The 17,383-nt window shown below is 71.8% G+C and carries 15 protein-coding genes; 7 read left to right on the top strand and 8 right to left on the bottom strand.

Features of this window, described 5'->3' with window-relative positions:
- Positions 1-3: 3 nt before the first annotated feature.
- The 3 genes from cysW to ACFSCV_RS15065 form a co-directional block, all read right to left on the bottom strand.
- Positions 4-837: a sulfate ABC transporter permease subunit CysW gene (cysW, locus tag ACFSCV_RS15075; RefSeq protein ID WP_378800389.1), complete on the bottom strand. Its 834-nt coding sequence runs from the start codon at positions 835-837 to the stop codon at positions 4-6.
- Positions 834-1,658, bottom strand: a complete 825-nt coding sequence (gene cysT / locus ACFSCV_RS15070; protein WP_378800388.1) for a sulfate ABC transporter permease subunit CysT — start codon at positions 1,656-1,658, stop codon at positions 834-836. The genes cysW and cysT overlap by 4 nt, the downstream gene beginning before the upstream one ends.
- Before the next feature lie 166 nt (positions 1,659-1,824).
- Positions 1,825-2,838, bottom strand: a complete 1,014-nt coding sequence (locus tag ACFSCV_RS15065; RefSeq protein ID WP_378800387.1) for a sulfate ABC transporter substrate-binding protein — start codon at positions 2,836-2,838, stop codon at positions 1,825-1,827.
- A 391-nt stretch (positions 2,839-3,229) separates the two neighbouring features.
- Here ACFSCV_RS15065 and ACFSCV_RS15060 point away from each other — a divergent pair, with 391 nt between their 5' ends.
- The 7 genes from ACFSCV_RS15060 to ACFSCV_RS15030 all read left to right on the top strand — a co-directional run bounded on the left by ACFSCV_RS15060 (position 3,230) and on the right by ACFSCV_RS15030 (position 8,919).
- Positions 3,230-3,871 (top strand): phosphoribosylanthranilate isomerase, encoded by a 642-nt coding sequence (locus ACFSCV_RS15060; protein ID WP_378800386.1) that lies wholly within the window; start codon positions 3,230-3,232, stop codon positions 3,869-3,871.
- Between the two features lie 43 nt (positions 3,872-3,914).
- Complete coding sequence (gene trpB, locus ACFSCV_RS15055; RefSeq protein ID WP_378800385.1) at positions 3,915-5,132, top strand: tryptophan synthase subunit beta; 1,218 nt, start codon at positions 3,915-3,917, stop codon at positions 5,130-5,132.
- Between the two features lie 78 nt (positions 5,133-5,210).
- On the top strand, positions 5,211-5,438 hold the full coding sequence (locus tag ACFSCV_RS15050; protein ID WP_378800384.1) for a hypothetical protein: 228 nt from the start codon (positions 5,211-5,213) through the stop codon (positions 5,436-5,438).
- Positions 5,435-5,716, top strand: a complete 282-nt coding sequence (locus ACFSCV_RS15045; RefSeq protein ID WP_378800383.1) for a type II toxin-antitoxin system RelE/ParE family toxin — start codon at positions 5,435-5,437, stop codon at positions 5,714-5,716. The genes ACFSCV_RS15050 and ACFSCV_RS15045 overlap by 4 nt, the downstream gene beginning before the upstream one ends.
- Before the next feature lie 70 nt (positions 5,717-5,786).
- Positions 5,787-6,620, top strand: a complete 834-nt coding sequence (gene trpA, locus ACFSCV_RS15040; RefSeq protein ID WP_378800382.1) for a tryptophan synthase subunit alpha — start codon at positions 5,787-5,789, stop codon at positions 6,618-6,620.
- A gap of 29 nt (positions 6,621-6,649) precedes the next feature.
- Positions 6,650-7,570, top strand: coding sequence for an acetyl-CoA carboxylase, carboxyltransferase subunit beta (accD, locus tag ACFSCV_RS15035; protein ID WP_378800381.1), 921 nt, complete (start codon positions 6,650-6,652; stop codon positions 7,568-7,570).
- A gap of 29 nt (positions 7,571-7,599) precedes the next feature.
- A complete protein-coding gene (locus ACFSCV_RS15030) occupies positions 7,600-8,919 on the top strand; it encodes a bifunctional folylpolyglutamate synthase/dihydrofolate synthase (protein ID WP_378800752.1) in 1,320 nt (439 codons plus the stop codon).
- 12 nt (positions 8,920-8,931) lie between these two features.
- Here the strand turns inward: ACFSCV_RS15030 and ACFSCV_RS15025 are convergent, their stop codons facing one another.
- The 5 genes from ACFSCV_RS15025 to ACFSCV_RS15005 all read right to left on the bottom strand — a co-directional run.
- Entirely contained in the window at positions 8,932-9,912 is a 981-nt protein-coding gene (locus tag ACFSCV_RS15025) for a Bug family tripartite tricarboxylate transporter substrate binding protein (RefSeq protein ID WP_378800380.1), read from the bottom strand.
- A gap of 216 nt (positions 9,913-10,128) precedes the next feature.
- Positions 10,129-11,811, bottom strand: coding sequence for a methyl-accepting chemotaxis protein (locus ACFSCV_RS15020; RefSeq protein ID WP_378800379.1), 1,683 nt, complete (start codon positions 11,809-11,811; stop codon positions 10,129-10,131).
- A 182-nt stretch (positions 11,812-11,993) separates the two neighbouring features.
- Positions 11,994-12,314: a thioredoxin gene (gene trxA, locus ACFSCV_RS15015; RefSeq protein WP_271199186.1), complete on the bottom strand. Its 321-nt coding sequence runs from the start codon at positions 12,312-12,314 to the stop codon at positions 11,994-11,996.
- A 140-nt stretch (positions 12,315-12,454) separates the two neighbouring features.
- On the bottom strand, positions 12,455-15,841 hold the full coding sequence (addA, locus tag ACFSCV_RS15010) for a double-strand break repair helicase AddA (RefSeq protein ID WP_378800378.1): 3,387 nt from the start codon (positions 15,839-15,841) through the stop codon (positions 12,455-12,457).
- A partial coding sequence (locus ACFSCV_RS15005) for a PD-(D/E)XK nuclease family protein (protein ID WP_378800377.1) occupies positions 15,838-17,383 on the bottom strand: 1,546 nt, incomplete at its 5' end. The genes ACFSCV_RS15005 and addA, both read right to left, overlap by 4 nt.

The raw sequence follows: 17,383 nt of genomic DNA, 5'->3' as shown, positions 1-17,383 counted from the left end.
CCGTCACTCGTCGCGTGGGCTGAAGCGTTCGACGACCAGCTTGGCGAGGATGGTGAGCAAGGCGATGCCGGCCAGCACCGTCGCCGCGGCGAAGGCGCCGGCGGCGTTGTAGTCCTGGTACAAGAGCTCGATCTGCAGCGGCAGCGTGTTGGTCACGCCGCGGATCGAGCCCGACACCACCGACACCGCGCCGAACTCGCCCATGACGCGCGCGTTGGTCAGCACCGCGCCGTAGAGCAGCGCCCAGCGGATGTTCGGCAGCGTCACGCTCCAGAGCGTGCGCCAGCCCGAGGCCCCGAGCGACAGCGCAGCCTCCTCCTCGCCCGACCCCTGCGCCTGCATCAGCGGCAGGATCTCGCGGGCCACGAACGGCGCGGTGACGAACAGGCTCGCCAGCACGATCGCGGGATAGGCGAACATGACCTTGATCCCGAGCGCGTCCAGCGTCGGCCCGAACCAGCCCTGCGCGCCATAGACGAACAGATAGGCGACGCCCGCGACGATCGGCGAGATCGAGAACGGCAGCTCCACCAGCGCGGTCAGGAAGCCCTTGCCGCGGAACTCGAACTTCGCGATCGCCCAGGCCGCGGCTATGCCGAAGGCGACGTTGACCGGCACCGCGATCAGCGCGGTCGCGACGGTGAGCCAGATCGCGTGCCGCGTGTCGGGCGTCGTGAGATTGGCGAAGTAGGCGCCCCAGCCGAGCTTCAGCGCCTCCACGAAGATGACGACGAGCGGCCCGCCGATGACGAGCGCGGTCACGACCAGAACGGCGGTCAGCAGGCCCGCGCGGAACAGCGGGCCGTCGCCGATGCGGGGGCGGCGGGCCGCGCTCACGACGCGCCCCTGAGGTAGCGCAGGTGCCAGAGCTGGATGGCGTTCACCACCAGCAGCATCACGAAGGCGGCCGCGAGCAGCACCGTCGCGATCGCGGCGGCTGCGGCGTAGTCGTATTCCTCGAGCCGGATGAACACGAGCAGCGCCACGATCTCGGTGCGGAACGGCTGGTTGCCGGCGATGAAGATCACCGCGCCGAATTCGCCGAGCGAGCGGGCGAAGGACAGGCTGCAGCCGGCGAGGAAGGCGGGGAAGATCGCCGGGAACACGACGCTCGCGAAGGTGCGCCACTGGCCGGCGCCGAGCGTCTCCGCGGCCTCCTCCACCTCGGAGGTCAGGTCCTCCAGCACCGGCTGCACCGACCGCACCACGAAGGGGATGGAGGTGAAGGCCATCGCCGCCATGATGCCGAGCGGAGCGTAGGCTACCGTGATCCCGAGCGGGGCGAGGACCTGGCCGTACCAGCCGTTGGCCGCGAAAAGCGCGGTCAGCGCGATGCCCGCGACCGCCGTCGGCAGCGCGAACGGCACGTCGACGAGCGCGTCGAGTAGCCGCTTGCCGGGGAAGGCGTAGCGCGCGAGCCCCCATGCCAGCGCGAGGCCGAACACGGCGTTGAAGGCGGTGGCGCCCAGCGCGCTCAGCACGGTGACGCGGAAGGCCGCGAGCGCGCGCTCGCCCGTCACCACGGCGACGAACCGCGCCCAGCCGAGATCCGCCGCCTGCCACAGCAGCGCGGCCAGCGGCAGCAGCACGATCACGCCGACATAGAGCAGCGTGCAGCCCATCGCGAGCCGGAAACCGGGAAGGACGGAGCGGTGCATGCGGGCTCGCTGAACGCATCCCCGAGGCCGCGGCGGCCGACGGGGCGCAGAATGAAACGCGTCATCCTCCGGCTTGACCGGAGGATCCACGCTTGGCGTCGAGCTTTACGGCCGAGATGGGCCCTCCGGTCAAGCCGGAGGGCGACGCAGCTTCGCTAAAAACGCGTCAGCGCGCGACGAAAAGCTGGTCGAGCTTGCCGCCCGAGGCGAAGTGCACCTCGTTCGCCTTCTTCCAGCCGCCGAAGGCGGCGTCGACCGTCAGCAGCTCCACCTTCGGGAACTGGGCGGCGGTCGCCTCCAGCACCTTGGGGTCGCGTGGGCGGTTGTTGAAGGCGGCGATGATCTCCTGCGCCTTCGGCGAGTACAGCCACTCGAGATAGCCCTTGGCGATCGCCTCGCTGCCGCGCTTCGCCGCCACCTTGTCGACCACGGCGACGGGGAAGTCCGCGAGCAGGCTCACCGCCGGCGTGACGAGGTCGACCTTGTCGGAGCCGTACTCCTTCTTCACCGCCGCGGTCTCGGCCTCGAAGGTCACCAGCACGTCGCCGATGCCGCGCTCGATGAAGGTCGTGGTCGCGCCGCGGCCGCCGGTGTCGAACACGGGCACGTTGGCGAGCAGCTTCTTCACGAAGGCGTCGGCCTTGGCCTCGTCGCCGTCATAGGTTTTCAGCGCGAAGGCGTAGGCCGCGAGATAGGTGTAGCGGGCGTTGCCGGAGGTCTTCGGGTTCGGGAACACCACCTTGACGTCGTCGCGGACGAGGTCGTCCCAGTTCTTGACGTTCTTCGGGTTGCCGGCGCGCACCACGAAGGAGGGCAGGGAGTAGTAGGGCGAGGCGTCGTTCGGGAGCTTCGTCTTCCAGTCCGCCGCGACGAAGCCCTTGTCCGCCAGGAACTGCACGTCGAGCTCCTGGTTGAAGGTCACGACGTCGGCGTCGAGGCCCTCGACGATCGAGCGCGCCTGCTTGGAGGTGCCGGCGTGGCTCTGGTTGACGGTGACGTCCTTGCCGGTCTTCGCCTTCCACTCCGCGACGAACGCCTTGTTCAGCTCGGCGTAGAGCTCGCGGCCGATGTCGTAGGTGGCGTTGAGGATGGTGTCCGGCTCGGCGGCCGAGGCGGGCGCGGCGAGGGCCGCGAAGGCGATGCCGACGGCGAGCGCGGCGCGGCGGGTGAAGGCGGCCATGGAAGGCTCCGATGCGGCGCTGTCCGTCGCGCCGGTGTGGGACGTGGTCGAAAGCGGACCGCTCTCGTACGCCTTGCATAGCAATTAACACTACGTCTGTCGAATATAAACATTAGTACGTATTCTGGATGTTGATTCCTCCTCGTGATCAAGTCAGGGACATCGAAGGCCGCTGGCGAGCGCGCTCGCCGCCCACGCGGCAGCACAGCGGCGTCGGTCTGGCTGTGGCCTAGTCCGGCAGGTGCAAGCGTGCGTCCTGACCAGAGCGTGAGCCGCCATCCGCCTCGCGCACGCCTGAGCGCCCCGCGTGCAGCATTGACGGTTTGCAAACGGACCCCGACATGCGAAGGCGTCGGCGCCGACGCCTTTTCGCGCCGGCGGGCGAGGCGCGATGTCGGTCGAGATCAAGATCTGCGGTCTGTCTGAGCCGGCGACGCTGCTTGCGGCGCTCGACGCCGGCGCGGACGTGGTCGGGCTAGTCTCGTTCCCGAAGAGCCCGCGTCATGTGAACCCTGCGCGCGCCGGCGAACTCGCGGCGCTCGCCAGCGGGCGGGCGAAGATCGCGCTGCTGACGGTCGACGCTCCTGACGCGCTGCTCGCCGAGCTCGTCGCGGCCGTGCGCCCCGACATTCTTCAGCTGCACGGCGCGGAGACGCCGGAGCGCGCAGCCGAGCTGAAGCGCCGCTATGGGGCCGAGATCTGGAAGGCGGTCCCGGTCGCGACCGCCGCGGACGTCGCGTCCGCGGACGCCTGGGCCGGCGTCGCCGATCGCGTGCTGTTCGACGCCCGTCCGCCCAAGGGATCCGCGCTTCCCGGCGGCAACGGTGTCGCTTTCGACTGGAGCCTGCTCGCGAGCCTTGACCCCCGTCGCGCCTTCGTGCTTTCCGGGGGCCTCGACCCTGAGAACGTCGCGGAGGCGCTCGCGATCACGCGCGCGCCCGCCGTCGACGTCTCGTCAGGCGTCGAACGCGCGCCGGGGGCGAAGGACCCGGAGCGCATCCGGGCTTTCGTCCACGCCGTACGCAATGGCTGAAGCGCAAGCGCCCCAACGCCGTCCTGACGAAGGTTCATCGCCCGTGACCGAGCAGCCGAAGCCGAACTCGTTCCGCACCGGACCCGACGACCGCGGCCGGTTCGGGATCTACGGCGGCCGCTTCGTCGCCGAGACGCTGATGCCGCTGATCCTCGACCTCGAGAAGGAGTACGAGGCGGCGAAGAAGGACCCGGCCTTCCACGCCGAGATGGCGTCCTACCGCACGCATTACATCGGCCGGCCGAGCCCGCTCTATTTCGCCGAACGCCTGACGGAGCATCTCGGCGGCGCCAAGGTCTATCTGAAGCGCGAGGAGCTGAACCACACCGGCTCCCACAAGGTGAACAACGTCCTCGGGCAGATCCTGCTCGCGAAGCGCATGGGCAAGAAGCGCGTCATCGCGGAGACCGGCGCCGGCCAGCACGGCGTCGCGACCGCCACGCTCTGCGCGCGCTTCGGGCTCGAATGCGTGGTGTTCATGGGCGCGGTCGACGTCGCGCGGCAGGCGCCGAACGTGTTCCGCATGAAGATGCTGGGCGCGACGGTGGTGCCGGTGCAGTCGGGCGCGAAGACGCTCAAGGACGCCATGAACGAGGCGCTGCGCGACTGGGTGACCAACGTCGCCGACACCTTCTACTGCATCGGCACCGTCGCCGGGCCGCACCCCTATCCCGGCATGGTGCGCGACTTCCAGTCCATCATCGGCGACGAGACCAGGGAGCAGATGCAGGAGCTCGAGGGCCGCCTGCCGGACAGCCTCTACGCCTGCGTCGGCGGCGGCTCCAACGCCATCGGCCTGTTCCACCCGTTCCTCGACGACCCCTGCGTCGAGATCTATGGGGTGGAGGCCGCGGGCCACGGCCTGGACAAGCTCAACGCCGCCTCGATCGCCGGCGGCCGCCCCGGCGTGCTCCACGGCAACCGCACCTACCTGCTGATGGACAAGGACGGCCAGATCGAGGAAGGCCACTCCATCTCCGCCGGCCTCGACTATCCCGGCATCGGCCCCGAGCATTCCTGGCTGAACGACATCGGCCGCGTGACCTATCTCTCCGCCACCGACGACGAGGCGGTCGAGGCGTTCCAGGTCCTGTCGCGGCTCGAGGGCATCATTCCCGCGCTCGAAAGCGCCCACGCCATCGCCAAGGTGATCGAGCGCGCGCCGGCGCTGCCGAAGGATCACCTGATGGTCGTCAACCTCTCCGGCCGCGGCGACAAGGACGTGCCGCAGGTGGCGGAGCTGCTGGGGACGAGCCTGTGAAAGACGTGATGTTTTCTTCGGGAAGGGCGACGCCGCGCCGGCGGTGCCGCGTCGCCTGTTCCCGTGTACAGTGACGTCATGACCGAATTGCTGGAACAAGCGGTTCAGACTGCCCGGAAGCTGCCTGCCGAAATGCAGGACGAACTCGCGCGCCTGATGCTGACCTACGCCGGTCGCGACGCGCAGGTGATCGACCTGACGCCGGAAGAAGAGGCCGACCTGATCGAGGCGCAGGCCGAGATGAAACGCGGCGATTTCGCCACTGACGACGAGGTGGAAGCGGTCCTTTCCAGATTTCGCCTTTGAAGCTCCGCGTTCAGAAGCGAGCCCTGCGACAGATCGAAGACGCCCTGACCTACATCGCCGCGGAGTCGCCGCAGGGCGCGGCCAATGTGGAGGCGCGTATCGTCGCCGCGTTCCTGCAGGTCCAGCGCTATCCCTTTCTGGGCAGGCCGACGCCCATCACCGGCGTCCGTCGCATGGTGTTGACCCCTTTCCCCTATCATTTCGATTACTTCGTAGGCTCCGACGAGGTCGTCGTGCAGCGTTTCCGCCATGCGGCCCGGAGGCCGTCGGGCGATTGAACCCGTAAACCGGAAGCTTGTGCGTCGCGGCCTCTGGTCCTTAGAACATCTCCATGGAATCGCGTTTGACATGACCGCCCGCATCGAAGCCCGTTTCGCGCTCGCGCGTGGTGAAAACCGCGCGGCGCTCGTGACCTTCATCACGGCCGGCGATCCCGACCATGAGACCTCGCTCGCCATCCTGAAGGCGCTGCCGGGCGCGGGCGCGGACGTGATCGAGCTCGGCATGCCGTTCACCGATCCGATGGCGGACGGCCCGGCGATCCAGCAGGCGGGCCTGCGGGCGCTCAGGCACGGCGAGTCCGTCACGACCACGCTCGACCTGGTGCGCGCCTTCCGGGCCGGCGACGACGCCACGCCGATCGTGCTGATGGGCTACTACAACCCGATCTATGTCTACGGCGTCGACCGCTTCCTCGCCGACGCGCGCGAAGCCGGCGTCGACGGCCTGATCGTGGTCGACCTTCCGCCGGAGGAGGACGAGGAGCTCTGCCTGCCGGCGCTGAAGGCGGGCCTCGCCTTCGTCCGGCTCGCGACCCCTACGACGAACGACGTGCGGCTTCCCGCCGTGCTCCAAAACACCTCCGGTTTCGTCTATTACGTGTCGATCGCCGGGATCACCGGGGCGGCGACGCCCGATTTCGGCGTGGTGGCGTCCGCGGTCGCGCGCATCAAGCGCCACACGGCGCTGCCGGTCGTGGTCGGCTTCGGCGTGAAGACGCCGGAGCACGCGGCGGCGATCGCGCGGGGCGCGGACGGCGTGGTGGTCGGCTCGGCGCTGGTCGACGCGGTGCGGACCAGCCTCGACGGCGACGGCCGCGCCACGGAAAAGACGGTTTCGGCGGTCACCGACCTCGTGTCGGCGCTCGCGGCCGGCGCCCGCTCCGGCCGCGCCGCGGCCTGAACGCTTAAGCTGGAGGCTCGAAGGCCCCGATGAACTGGCTCGTCAACGTCGTTCGCCCGAAGATCAACAGCCTCTGGACCCGTCGCGAGTCGACGCCCGAGAACCTGTGGATCAAGTGCCCGGAGACCGGGCAGCTCGTGTTCCACAAGGACGTGGAGGCCAACGACTGGGTCATCCCCGGCTCCGGCTACCACATGCGCATGGGCGCCAAGCAGCGCCTGGCCGCGACGCTCGACGCCGGCTTCGAGGAGATCGCGCTTCCCGAGGTCGCGATCGATCCGCTGAAGTTCCGCGACGAGAAGAAATACGCCGACCGCCTCAAGGACGCCCGCACCAAGACCGGCATGAACGACGCCGTGAAGGTCGCGGTCGGGACCATCGAGGGAACGCCCGTCACCGTCGTGGTGCAGGACTTCGAGTTCATGGGCGGCTCGCTCGGCATGGCGGCCGGCGAGGCGATCGTCCGCGGACTCGAGACCGCGGTGGAGCGCGGCACGCCTTGCGTCCTGTTCGCGGCCTCGGGCGGGGCGCGCATGCAGGAGGGCATCCTGTCGCTGATGCAGATGCCGCGCACCACCGTCGCGGTGCAGATGCTGCGCGAGGCGCGGAAGCCCTACATCGTGGTGCTGACCAACCCGACCACCGGCGGCGTCACCGCCTCCTACGCCATGCTCGGCGACGTCCACATCGCCGAGCCGGGCGCGCTGATCGGCTTCGCCGGCCCGCGCGTGATCGAGCAGACCATCCGCGAGAAGCTGCCGGACGGTTTCCAGCGCTCCGAATATCTCAAGGAGCACGGCATGGTGGACATGGTCGTGCACCGCAAGGATCTCCGCGCGACGCTCGCGCGCCTGTGCCGTCTGCTGACGGGCGCGGCCAAGCCGACCGCACCCGCCGTCGTGGTGGAGCCGACCTCGGACGAGGCCGCGGCCGAGGTCGCTCACGCGTGAGCGCGTCGCCCGCCCGGAACGAGCCGCTCGTGGACCAGAGCGAGACCATCCTTGCGCGCTTTCTGGCGCTGCATCCCAAGGAGATCGACCTCTCGCTCGGGCGGGTGGAGCGGCTTCTGGGCGACATCGGGCATCCCGAACGGGCGCTGCCGCCGACGATCCAGATCGCCGGCACCAACGGCAAGGGATCGACCACCGCCTTCCTGCGCGCGATGCTGGAGGCGGCGGGCAAGCGCGTGCACGTCTACACCTCGCCCCATCTCGTGCGCTTCCACGAGCGCATCCGGCTGGGCGCGCCCGGCGGCGGCGCCTATGTGGACGAAGGCCGGCTGACCGAGATTTTCCGCGAGGTCGAGGCGGCGAACGCGGATCAGCCGATCACGCTGTTCGAGATCACCACCGCCGCGGCCCTGCTGCTGTTCGCGCGCGAGCCGGCCGACGTGCTGCTGCTGGAGGTCGGGCTCGGCGGGCGCTACGACGCCACCAACGTCGTGCCGTCGGCGATCGCGAGCGTGATCACGCCGGTGAGCCTCGACCACCAGAAATTCCTCGGCGACAGCATCGAGGCGATCGCGCACGAGAAGGCCGGCATCCTGCGCAGCCTGACCCCCGCCGTGATCGCCCGGCAGGACGACGCCGCGCTCGCCGCGATCGAGCGCGAGGCGGCCCGCGTCGGCGCGCCGCTCGTCATCGCCGGGCAGGACTGGCAGGCGCGCGAGGAGCGCGGCCGGCTGGTGTTCGAGGACGGCGACGGGCTGCTCGACCTGCCGCTGCCGCGGCTCGTCGGCCGCCACCAGATCGAGAACGCCGGCGCCGCCATCGCTTGCCTGCGTGGTCTGCCGGCGCTGGGCGTCGGGACGGAGGCGATCGAGGCTGGGCTCGGCTCGGTCAACTGGCCCGCGCGCATGCAGCGGCTTTCGGGCGGTCGGCTGCCGGCGCTGCTGCCGGAAGGCTCCGAACTCTGGCTCGACGGCGGCCACAACCCGGACGGCGGCCGCGCCGTCGCCTCGACGCTGGCCGAACTCGACGAGCGCTCGCCGAAGCCGATCGTCATGATCGTCGGCATGCTCAACACCAAGGATTCCGACGGCTTTCTCGAGGCCTTCGCCGGGCTCGCCGGCCGCGTCTACTGCGTGCCGATCGGCTCCTCGACCGCGGCCCGCACGCCCGACGAGGTGGTCGCGGCCGCCGTGCGGGCCGGGCTGTCGGCTGAAGGCTGCGCCTCGATCGAGGAGGCGCTCGGCCACGCCGCCCGCGCCGCCGGCCCCACGCCGCCGCGCGTGCTGATCATCGGCTCGCTCTACCTCGCCGGCGAGGCGCTCGCCGCCAACGGCACGCCGCCGCAGTAGCGCGCCCGCGCGCTACTCGGCCGAGATCTTCGCCTGCGCGATCAGGTCGGTCCACTTGCGGCTTTCGGCGGCGATGAACGCCGCCGAGGCCTCGACGGAATCGGCGCGCGGCGTGAAGCCCAGATCGGCGAGGCGCGACTGCGCCTCGGGCGCCTTGAGCCCCTCGGCGAGCGCGGCGTTCAGCGCGCGCACCGCCTCGTCGGGCGTGGCGGCTGGGGCGAGCAGGGGATACCAGCTGTCGAGCGCATAGCCCGCGACGCCCGCCTCGGCCACGGTCGGCGTCTGCTCCCAGCCCTTGGACCGGGTCGCGCCGGTGGTCGCGAGCGCCAGGATCTTGCCGTCGTCGGCGAGCTTGCGGGCGTTCATCGGGCTGATGAAGGCCATGTCGATGCGGCCGCCCGCAAGGTCGAGCACCACCTCGCTGGTGCCCTTGTAGGGCACGTGCATGATGTCGACCGCCGCCAGCCGCTTGAACAGTTCGCCGCCGAGATGGAGGGTCGTGCCGACGCCCGACGACCCATAGGTGAGTTCGCCGGGCCGAGCCTTGGCGAGCGCCACGAGCTTTTCGACCGACGTCGCCTCGAAGCCGCTGCGGACCGCGAGGACGGAAGGCCCGCTCGCCGCGATGGCGATGGCGCGGAAGCCGTCGAGCTTGAAGGGCGCGTCGGGAAGAAGCGCGGGCTGCGTGACGTAGCTGACGCCGGAGGGCAGCACCACCGTGTAACCGTCCGGGGTCGCCCGCGCGCTCACGCCGAGCGCCAACGCGCCGCCTGCGCCCGGCCGGTTCTCGATGATCGACGGCGCCTTGAACGCCCGTTCGAAGGCGAGGCCGACGAGACGGCCGATGATGTCGTTCGGCCCGCCGGGCGGAAACGGAACCACGACCGTGATCTGCCGCTCCGGGAACGCGGCGCGGGCGGGTCCCGCGCCGACCGCGAGCGCAAGGCCCGCGGTCGCGGCGAGCGCCTGTCGGCGGGTGACGCCTTCGGTCATCGATCAGCTCCGCTGTGACTGTCACGCGAAGGCTATCGCATCCGCGACCAAAGTCGAAAGCCCGGCCCGCCGTCGCCAACAAAAAAGCCCCCCGGCGCGGTCCGCCGGAGGGCTTTCGTCGTTCAGAGTCCAGCTCTAGCGAAGCTCAGACCGCGCTCTCGATCCCGTTGACGAGCTTGGACTTCGGAGCCGCGCCGAAGCTTTGTCCGGACGCGCTCAGGCCGCGCGGATATGCGCGATGAAGCTCGCCATCTGGGTCTTCAGGCTCTCGGCCTGACGCGCCAGCTCGCCCGAGGCGCCGACGATCTCGTCCGAGGTCCTGCCGGTGCGCTCCGCCGCGCGACCGACGCTGAAAATGTTCTCCGTGACGTCGCGCGTGCCGCCCGAGGCCTCGTCCATGTTGCGCGCGATGTCCTCGGTCGCGGCTCCCTGCTCTTCGACCGCCGCCGCGATCGTCGAGGAGATGGCGTCGACGTCGCGGATCGAGCTGTCGATCAAGCCGATCGCCTTGACCATTTCGCCCGTGGCGTTGCGGACGTCGTCAAGGTGGCCGTTGATCTCCTGAGTGGCCTTGGCGGTCTGCGCGGCGAGCAGCTTGACCTCGTTCGCCACGACCGCGAAGCCGCGGCCGGATTCGCCGGCGCGCGCGGCTTCGATCGTCGCGTTGAGCGCGAGGAGGTTGGTCTGGGCGGACACATCGCCGATCAGCGTCACCGCCTCTCCGATTCGGATGACGGCGCCGGCGAGGCGGTCAGCGAGGTCGACGGCGCCCGCCGCCTGGTCGCTCGCGGTCGCGGTCGCGCCAGACGCCGAGCCGACCTGTTGCGCGATCTCGCGGATCGAGGACGACAGCTGCGAAGCCGCCTCCGCCACCGACCGCACGTTGACAGTGGCCTGTTCGGCGGCAGCGGCCACCGCGGTCGAACTGCCGCTCGTCTGGTCGGCGGCCGCGCGCATCGCCTCGGCGTTTCGCCGCAGCTCGCCGGCGGAGGCCGAGACCACCGCCACGACGCCCATCACCTCGGCCTCGAACCGGTCGGCGAGGCGGCGCATCTCGGCCTTGCGGCTCTCCTCGGTCGTGGCCTTTAGGCGAGCCTGTTCGGCCTCGAGCCGGCCCATCTCGATCGCGTTACGCTTGAACACGTCGACGGCCCGCGCCATCGCGCCGATTTCGTCGCGACGCGCGGTCGCGGGCGGTTCGACGGTCGTGTCGCCCTCTGCGAGGCGGGCCATCACGTCGGTCAACGCGACGATCGGAGGCGCGATCGCGCGGCCTATCAGGACGGTCGCCACGAGCGTCGCGGCGACGCCTGCGACCAGCGCGAGGATCATCGCCGAGGCGGCGGTGTCGGCGAGCGCGACATTGGCCGCGGCGCTTTCGGCTCCGTGCTTTTCGATCAGGTCGCCGGCCGTCACCATTCTCTCTTCGAGTGCGCGGAAGGCGGACATGAACCGGGGAACCTCCCGCCGCGCGAGCCCGACGTTCTCGACGGCGAGCGGGACGAGCTTCTCGGCCATCGCCACATAGGCCTCGAGCGGGCCGCCGACGGCGTCGGACGCCTCTTTCAATTCCGCGGGAAGCGGCAGGGCGCGGATCTCCGTAAGGCTCTGTCGCAGGCTCGCGACATGCGTATCGAGATCGGCGAGCAGGGAGCTTTGATCCAGATTCCGGGAGCCCGCTTCGATGGCCGCCAGCACGTCGGCGCGAAGCGCGTCGTGCATCATGTCGGCGGTCATGTGGCTGCGCAGGGCGTCGGATGCGATCTGCGCGCGGCGGATCGAGGCGCCGAGCGACGTCGTCGCCCAGATTCCGATCGCGGCCACGATCGCCAGCAGCAGGGTCGTCGTCGCTCCGCTGACGACGAAGCTTCGCCGCAGGCTTCCAAAAAGGATCGTCACGCGCCCCTCCCGCATTGGAGCGCGGCTCTGTCGGACGCGTCCGACCCTAAGATTTGTGGGGTATGCTTTAGCGTTCCGTAACTGCGGGCGGGCGTTTGAAACAAAAAATCCCCCGGCCGTTGAAGCCGGAGGATTTGGGCGGTTCACACGCCGTCGCCGGAAAGACCGGGATTGGGAGGCGTCTAGACCGCGCTCTCGATCCAGTTGACGAGCTTGGACTTCGGAGCCGCGCCGCGCTGGGTGGCGACGTGCTGGCCGCCCTTGAACATCATCAGCATCGGGATCGCGCTGATGCCGAAGCGGGTCGCGACCTCGGGGTTCTCGTCGACGTTCAGCTTCAGGATCTTCACCTTGCCGGCCATCTCGTTGGAGATCTCCTCCAGCGCCGGCGCGATGGCGCGGCAGGGGCCGCACCATTCGGCCCAGAAGTCCACCACCACCGGCTCCGTCGAGCGGAGCACGTCGTCGTCGAAGGTGGCGTCGGAAACCTTGGCGGTCGCCATGGGTAGCATCCTTGTGTTGGTCCGGCGGACGGCCCGCGGGCGCGGGCGATCCTGCTCTTCGTTCGGAGCGAACGTATGAACCGCCCGGGGGAGCGTCAAGCGAAGCGGATCAGGGCCTTTGGCCGCGCATGGGTCGGCGGTCACGGCAGCCGGTCGAGCCGCGGCCCGGCGGTCCACAGGATCGCGGCGCGCACCGGGCGGTCGGGCCAGATCGCGGCGAGCAGCTCGGCGTAGGCCGAAAGCTGCGCCGCGTAGCCCGGAGGGACCGGCGCGCCTTCGGGCGGCGGCCGGCGGTCGGTCTTGTAGTCGACCACCAGCACCTCGCGCTCCGTCACCGCGAGCCGATCGATGCGGCCGGAGACGGGGCGTCCGTCCGCGAGCGTTCCGACGATCGGGACCTCGCCGCGCCCGCCGGGCGCGAACACCGCGGCGAAGGCGGGATCGGCCACGATCGCGAGCGCGGCGGACGTCGCCGCCGCCAGCACGTCGGGCGGCAGAACCTCCGCCGCGCCCGCGGCGAGCCGCGCCGCCGCTTCCGCCCGCCGCTCGGGCGCGAGCTCCGGCAGCGCCTTCAGCAGCCGGTGCAGCAGCGCGCCGCGCGCCCGCGCCGCGTCCGCGCCGGGCCCGGGGATCGGCGCCGGCGCGTCCGGGTCTTCGACCGCGAGCGCGGAAGGCGACAGCGGCGGGCCGGGCGCGGCTTCCGGAGCGGCGGCGCGGCCGAGCCAGTCCGGCGCCGGCGCGTCGGGGGCCGGGAGCGGCAGCTCGGGCTCGCCGTCGGAGAACAGGGCGCCGGCGCGCAGCCGGAGCGCCGGCTGCTCCATGCCGATGTCGACGCTCTCGACGCCCTCCGCGCCCGCGAGCCCGTCGCGGATCAGGTCGTACCACGCGCCCTCGGGGCGGGGGCGGCCGCCCTCGTGGCCGCAGACCAGCAGCCGGTCGCGGGCGCGGGTCATGGCGACGTAGAGCAGGCGGCGGTCATAGGCCGCCGCGCGGGCGCGCGCCTCGGCGCGGGCGGCGGCCAGGGCCGGCGGGTCGTCGTCCTTCCGGCCGGCCCAGACCGGGATCGGCGCGGCGCCGTGGCCGGCATCCGGCCGGGCCACGTCGAGCAGCGCGGAGCCCCGGCCGGAGGCCGCGCCGCCGCAGGTGTCGGCGAGCACAACGAATCCGGCCTCCAGCCCCTTGGCGCCGTGCACGGTCATCACCCGCACCTCGCCGGAGGAGACGTCGAGGTCGCGCTTGATCTCGGCGGGGGCTGCGGCGAGCCACCCGAGAAAGCCCGCGAGCGTCGGCGCATGGGTCGCGGAAAAATCCTGCGCGAGGTCCAAAAAGGCGTCGAGCGGGTCGTCCGCCTCGTGGCCGAGCCTCGCCCGGAAGGCGCGGCGCGCACCGCCTTCCGCCAGCAGCCCGGCGTAGAAGGCGAACGGCGTGCGCTGGGCGGCCTCGCGCGCGAGCCGCGCGAGCTTGTCCGCCGCGGCCCGCGCCCGCGGCGGGCCGCCTGCGAGCGCGTCCGCGAGCCGTCCGGAGCGCGGGGCCGCGACCGCCATCAGGTCGTCGTCGTCGAGCCCGAACAGCGGGCTCTTGAGCGCGCAGGCGAGCGCGAGATCGTCGTCCGGCGTCGTCAGCGCATGGCCGAGCGCGACGAGGTCCATGACCGCGATGTGTTCGCCGACGATCAGCCGGTCGGCGCCCGCCACCGGCACGCCCCGGCTTTTGAGCGCGCGCAGGATCGCCTCGAACAGCGCCTTGCGCTGCCGCACCAGCACCAGCACCTCGCCGGCCGGAACCTCGCGGGCGGCGATCGCGCGGTCGATCTCGCGCGCGATCGCCTCCGCGAGCCGCACCACGGCGCTCTGCGGCTTCACCTCGTCGAACGGGGCGTCCCAGGCCTCCTCGGCGCCCTTGGCCTCGATCGCCGGCACGATCGGCCAGACCTCGACCGAACCGGGCGCGTCGCGGCGCGTCGTGGTGTGGTGGGTGCCGGCGGCGTCCGAGCTCAGGCCCGCATGGGCCTCCTCGCGCGCGAACACGAAATCCACCGCCCGCAGCACCACGGATGCGGAGCGGAAGCTTTCCTGCAGCCGCACGTCCTGGAACGGCCGCCCGGCGGCCTCGTGCTCGCGGCCGTAGGTCTGGCGCGTGGCGCCGAAGGCGGCGGGCTCGGCGCCCTGAAACGAGAAGATCGATTGCTTCTCGTCGCCGACCGCGAACACGGTGCGGCGATCGGGGCCGCGGGCGCCTTCGCCGGCGGAGAACTCCTCGGTGAGCCGGCGCACGATCTCCCACTGCTGGGGCGAGGTGTCCTGCGCCTCGTCGACCAGCACGTGATCGAGCCCGCCGTCGAGCTTGTAGCGCACCCAGGTCGAGCTGACCCGGCCGAGCAGCGCGCGGGCCTTGTCGATCAGGTCGTCGTAGTCGAGCAGCGCCTCCGCCGACTTGGCGCGGGCGTAGGCCGCGATGGTCGCCTCCGCGAGCGTCAGCAGCGCGTGGGTGCGCTCGACGATTCCGGCCGCGGCGAGGCGCGGCAGCAGGTCGGAGAGCCGCGCCATCTCGCCGTCGAGCAGCGCGGCGATGGCGGGATAAGCCGCGCGCGTCGCCTTGGTGAGGAAGGTCTTCGGCGCGCGCGGCTTGCCTGCGTCGGTCAGGAACACGCTGAGATAGGCGTCCCGGCGCTCGCCGGGGTCGCGCGCCGCCGTGGCGCGCAGCAGATGTCCGGCGAGCTTCTGGTCCGTGACCGAGCCCTCGACGAGCGAGGCCGCGATCGCGGGCCATTCGGCAGAGGGCACGCCGGCGCCGAGCACCTGCGCCTCCAGCGCCTCGCGGGCGTCGTCGGGGCCGAGACCGAAGGTCCGCGCCAGCGCCGTGGCGGCGCCGTCGGGTCCGCCGATCGCCGGGTCCTCGAACAGCGCCTTCAGCTCCGCGCGGCCCTGAAGCGCCTCCGTCACCGCGTCGTCGATGGTCTGGGCCGCGACCGTCGGCACGAGGCGCGCCAGCGCGCGGCCGACGGCGCCGCCGGGGTCGCGCGCGGCCTGCGCCAGCACGGCGGCGCGGGCGCGCGCCAGCATCTCGGCCTGGTCGCGCGGGTCGAGCTCGGCGAAGCCCGCGGGCACGTTGGCCTCGAACGGGAACTGCCGCAGCAGGCGGCCGCAGAAGGCGTGGATCGTATAGATTTTCAGCCCGCCCGGCGTCTCCAGCGCGCGGGCGAACAGGCGGCGGGCGCCGGCGAGCCGGGCCGGGGAGGGCGGCGCGCCGTCGAGCCCCGCGATCTCGCGACTGAGCTCAGCGTCCGGCAGCGTGGCCCAGCCGCGCAGCCGCTCCACCACCCGGTTCTGCATGTTGGCGGCGGCGGCCTTGGTGAAGGTCAGGCACAGGATGCGCGAGGGCTCCGCGCCCGAGAGCAGCAGGCGCACCACCCGCTGCACCAGCACGTAGGTCTTGCCGGAGCCGGCGTTGGCCGACACCCAGGCGGAGCTCGCGGGATCGGAGGCGCGCGCCTGATCCGCGACGGTCCTTTCGCTCGGGCCGCTCATGCCTCGCCCCCGTCGCCCTCGGCCGCGCCGCCGGTCGCCGACCATTCCTTGACGCGGGCGAGATGGGCGTAAGGCCCCTCGGGGCGCGACAGGAACTGCGGATGCGACAGCGAGCGGTAGGGCTCGTCCGGGTTCTCGAACCGGTCGACCACCTGCCGGAAGCGCTTCAGCGCCTCGTCGGCGACGGCCTCCAGCGGCTCGGTCTTGTGGCGGATATCTATGATCTCGCCGGCGGGGTCGCGGCCGGTGAGCCTCAGCAGCATCATGCCGCCGAGCGCGCCGGCCTTGGGCGCGATCCCTTCGAACCCGCCTTCGCGCAAGATCGCGCCTTCGAGCGGAAGCTGCGGCGCGAAGCCCGCGAGCGCCTGCCGCGCGGTCGCCGCCCGCCCGGTCTTGTAGTCGATCAGCACGGCCGAGCCGTCGGCGAGCAGGTCGATGCGGTCGGCGCGGACGTTGAGCGTGAACTCGCGTCCCGCGACGGTGGGGAAAGCGAAGGCGCCGGTCCGCTCGGCGTGGCGGGTCGTCACCTGCGCGTTCCGCCCGCGCTCGAAGGCGAGCGTCCAGTCGGCGATGCGCTCGAACCGCGGCAGCCACATCAGCCGCACCTCGTCGCGCTCGGCGAGGTCGCCGAAGGCCTCGCGCCCGAGCCGCAGCAGGGCTTCGCGCGCGGCGGTGTCATCCATCGCGACGCCGGACGCGAGAAACGCCTCCAGCGCCGCGTGCACCACATCGCCGAGTTCGGCCGGGCCCGGCGCGGGGCCGACCGAGCCGAGTTCCTCGAGGCGCAGCACGTGGCGGGCGTAGATCGAATAGGGATCGCGCAGCCAGGTCTCGACCGCGGTGACGCTGAGCCGCGTCGGCCTGAGCTCCCGCGCGGGGCGCGGCTCCGGCGGCCGGGCGGGCGGGTCGCGCCCGGCGTCGTCGAGGCGCTCGCCGAGCACGGCGTAGCGGGCGCCGCGGGCCTCGGCCGCGGCGTAGTCCGCCGGCGCGACGTCGGCGGTCCGCTGCAGCCAGCGCGAGGGGATGGTCGGCGCGCCGCCGGCCTTGGCCGCGCGCGTCAGCACCGCCTCGCGCGCGCCGAGAAGCTGGCAGAAGTCGTGCGCGGACAGCCCGATCCGGCGCTCCGGCTGGGCGAGGCCGAGTTCGGCGCGCAAGGGGCGGTTGATCCAGGCGTCGCTCTGCGGCGCTGGCGGCCAGACGCCGTCGTTCAGCCCGCCGAGCACGATGCGGTCGACGCTGATCAGGCGCGCCTCCAGCGGCCCGAGGATGCGGAGCCGCGGATGCCGGTCGCGCCGGGGGCGGACCGTGCGGCCCGCCATCAGCGCCTCGACCACGCCCGGAAAACTGCGCGGCGCGATCGGATCGGCGCTCGCCGCCGCGTCGGCAAGCTCGTCGAGGAAGCGGCCGAGCTCCTCGGCGTCGGCGCCTGCGGGCGGCAAGCCGACGCCGTCATAGACCGCGCGCTGGTTCACGGGGTCGGGCGCGAGGAAGCCGTCGATGTTGTCGGCGCGCAGGTTGGCGACCATCTCGGGCGGCGGCACG

The sequence above is a fragment of the Methylopila henanensis genome, from assembly GCF_042681025.1.
GTDB lineage: Bacteria > Pseudomonadota > Alphaproteobacteria > Rhizobiales > Methylopilaceae > Methylopila > Methylopila henanensis.
Note: the sequence above shows the minus strand (reverse complement) of the source record. Positions and strands in the feature narration are given on the sequence as shown.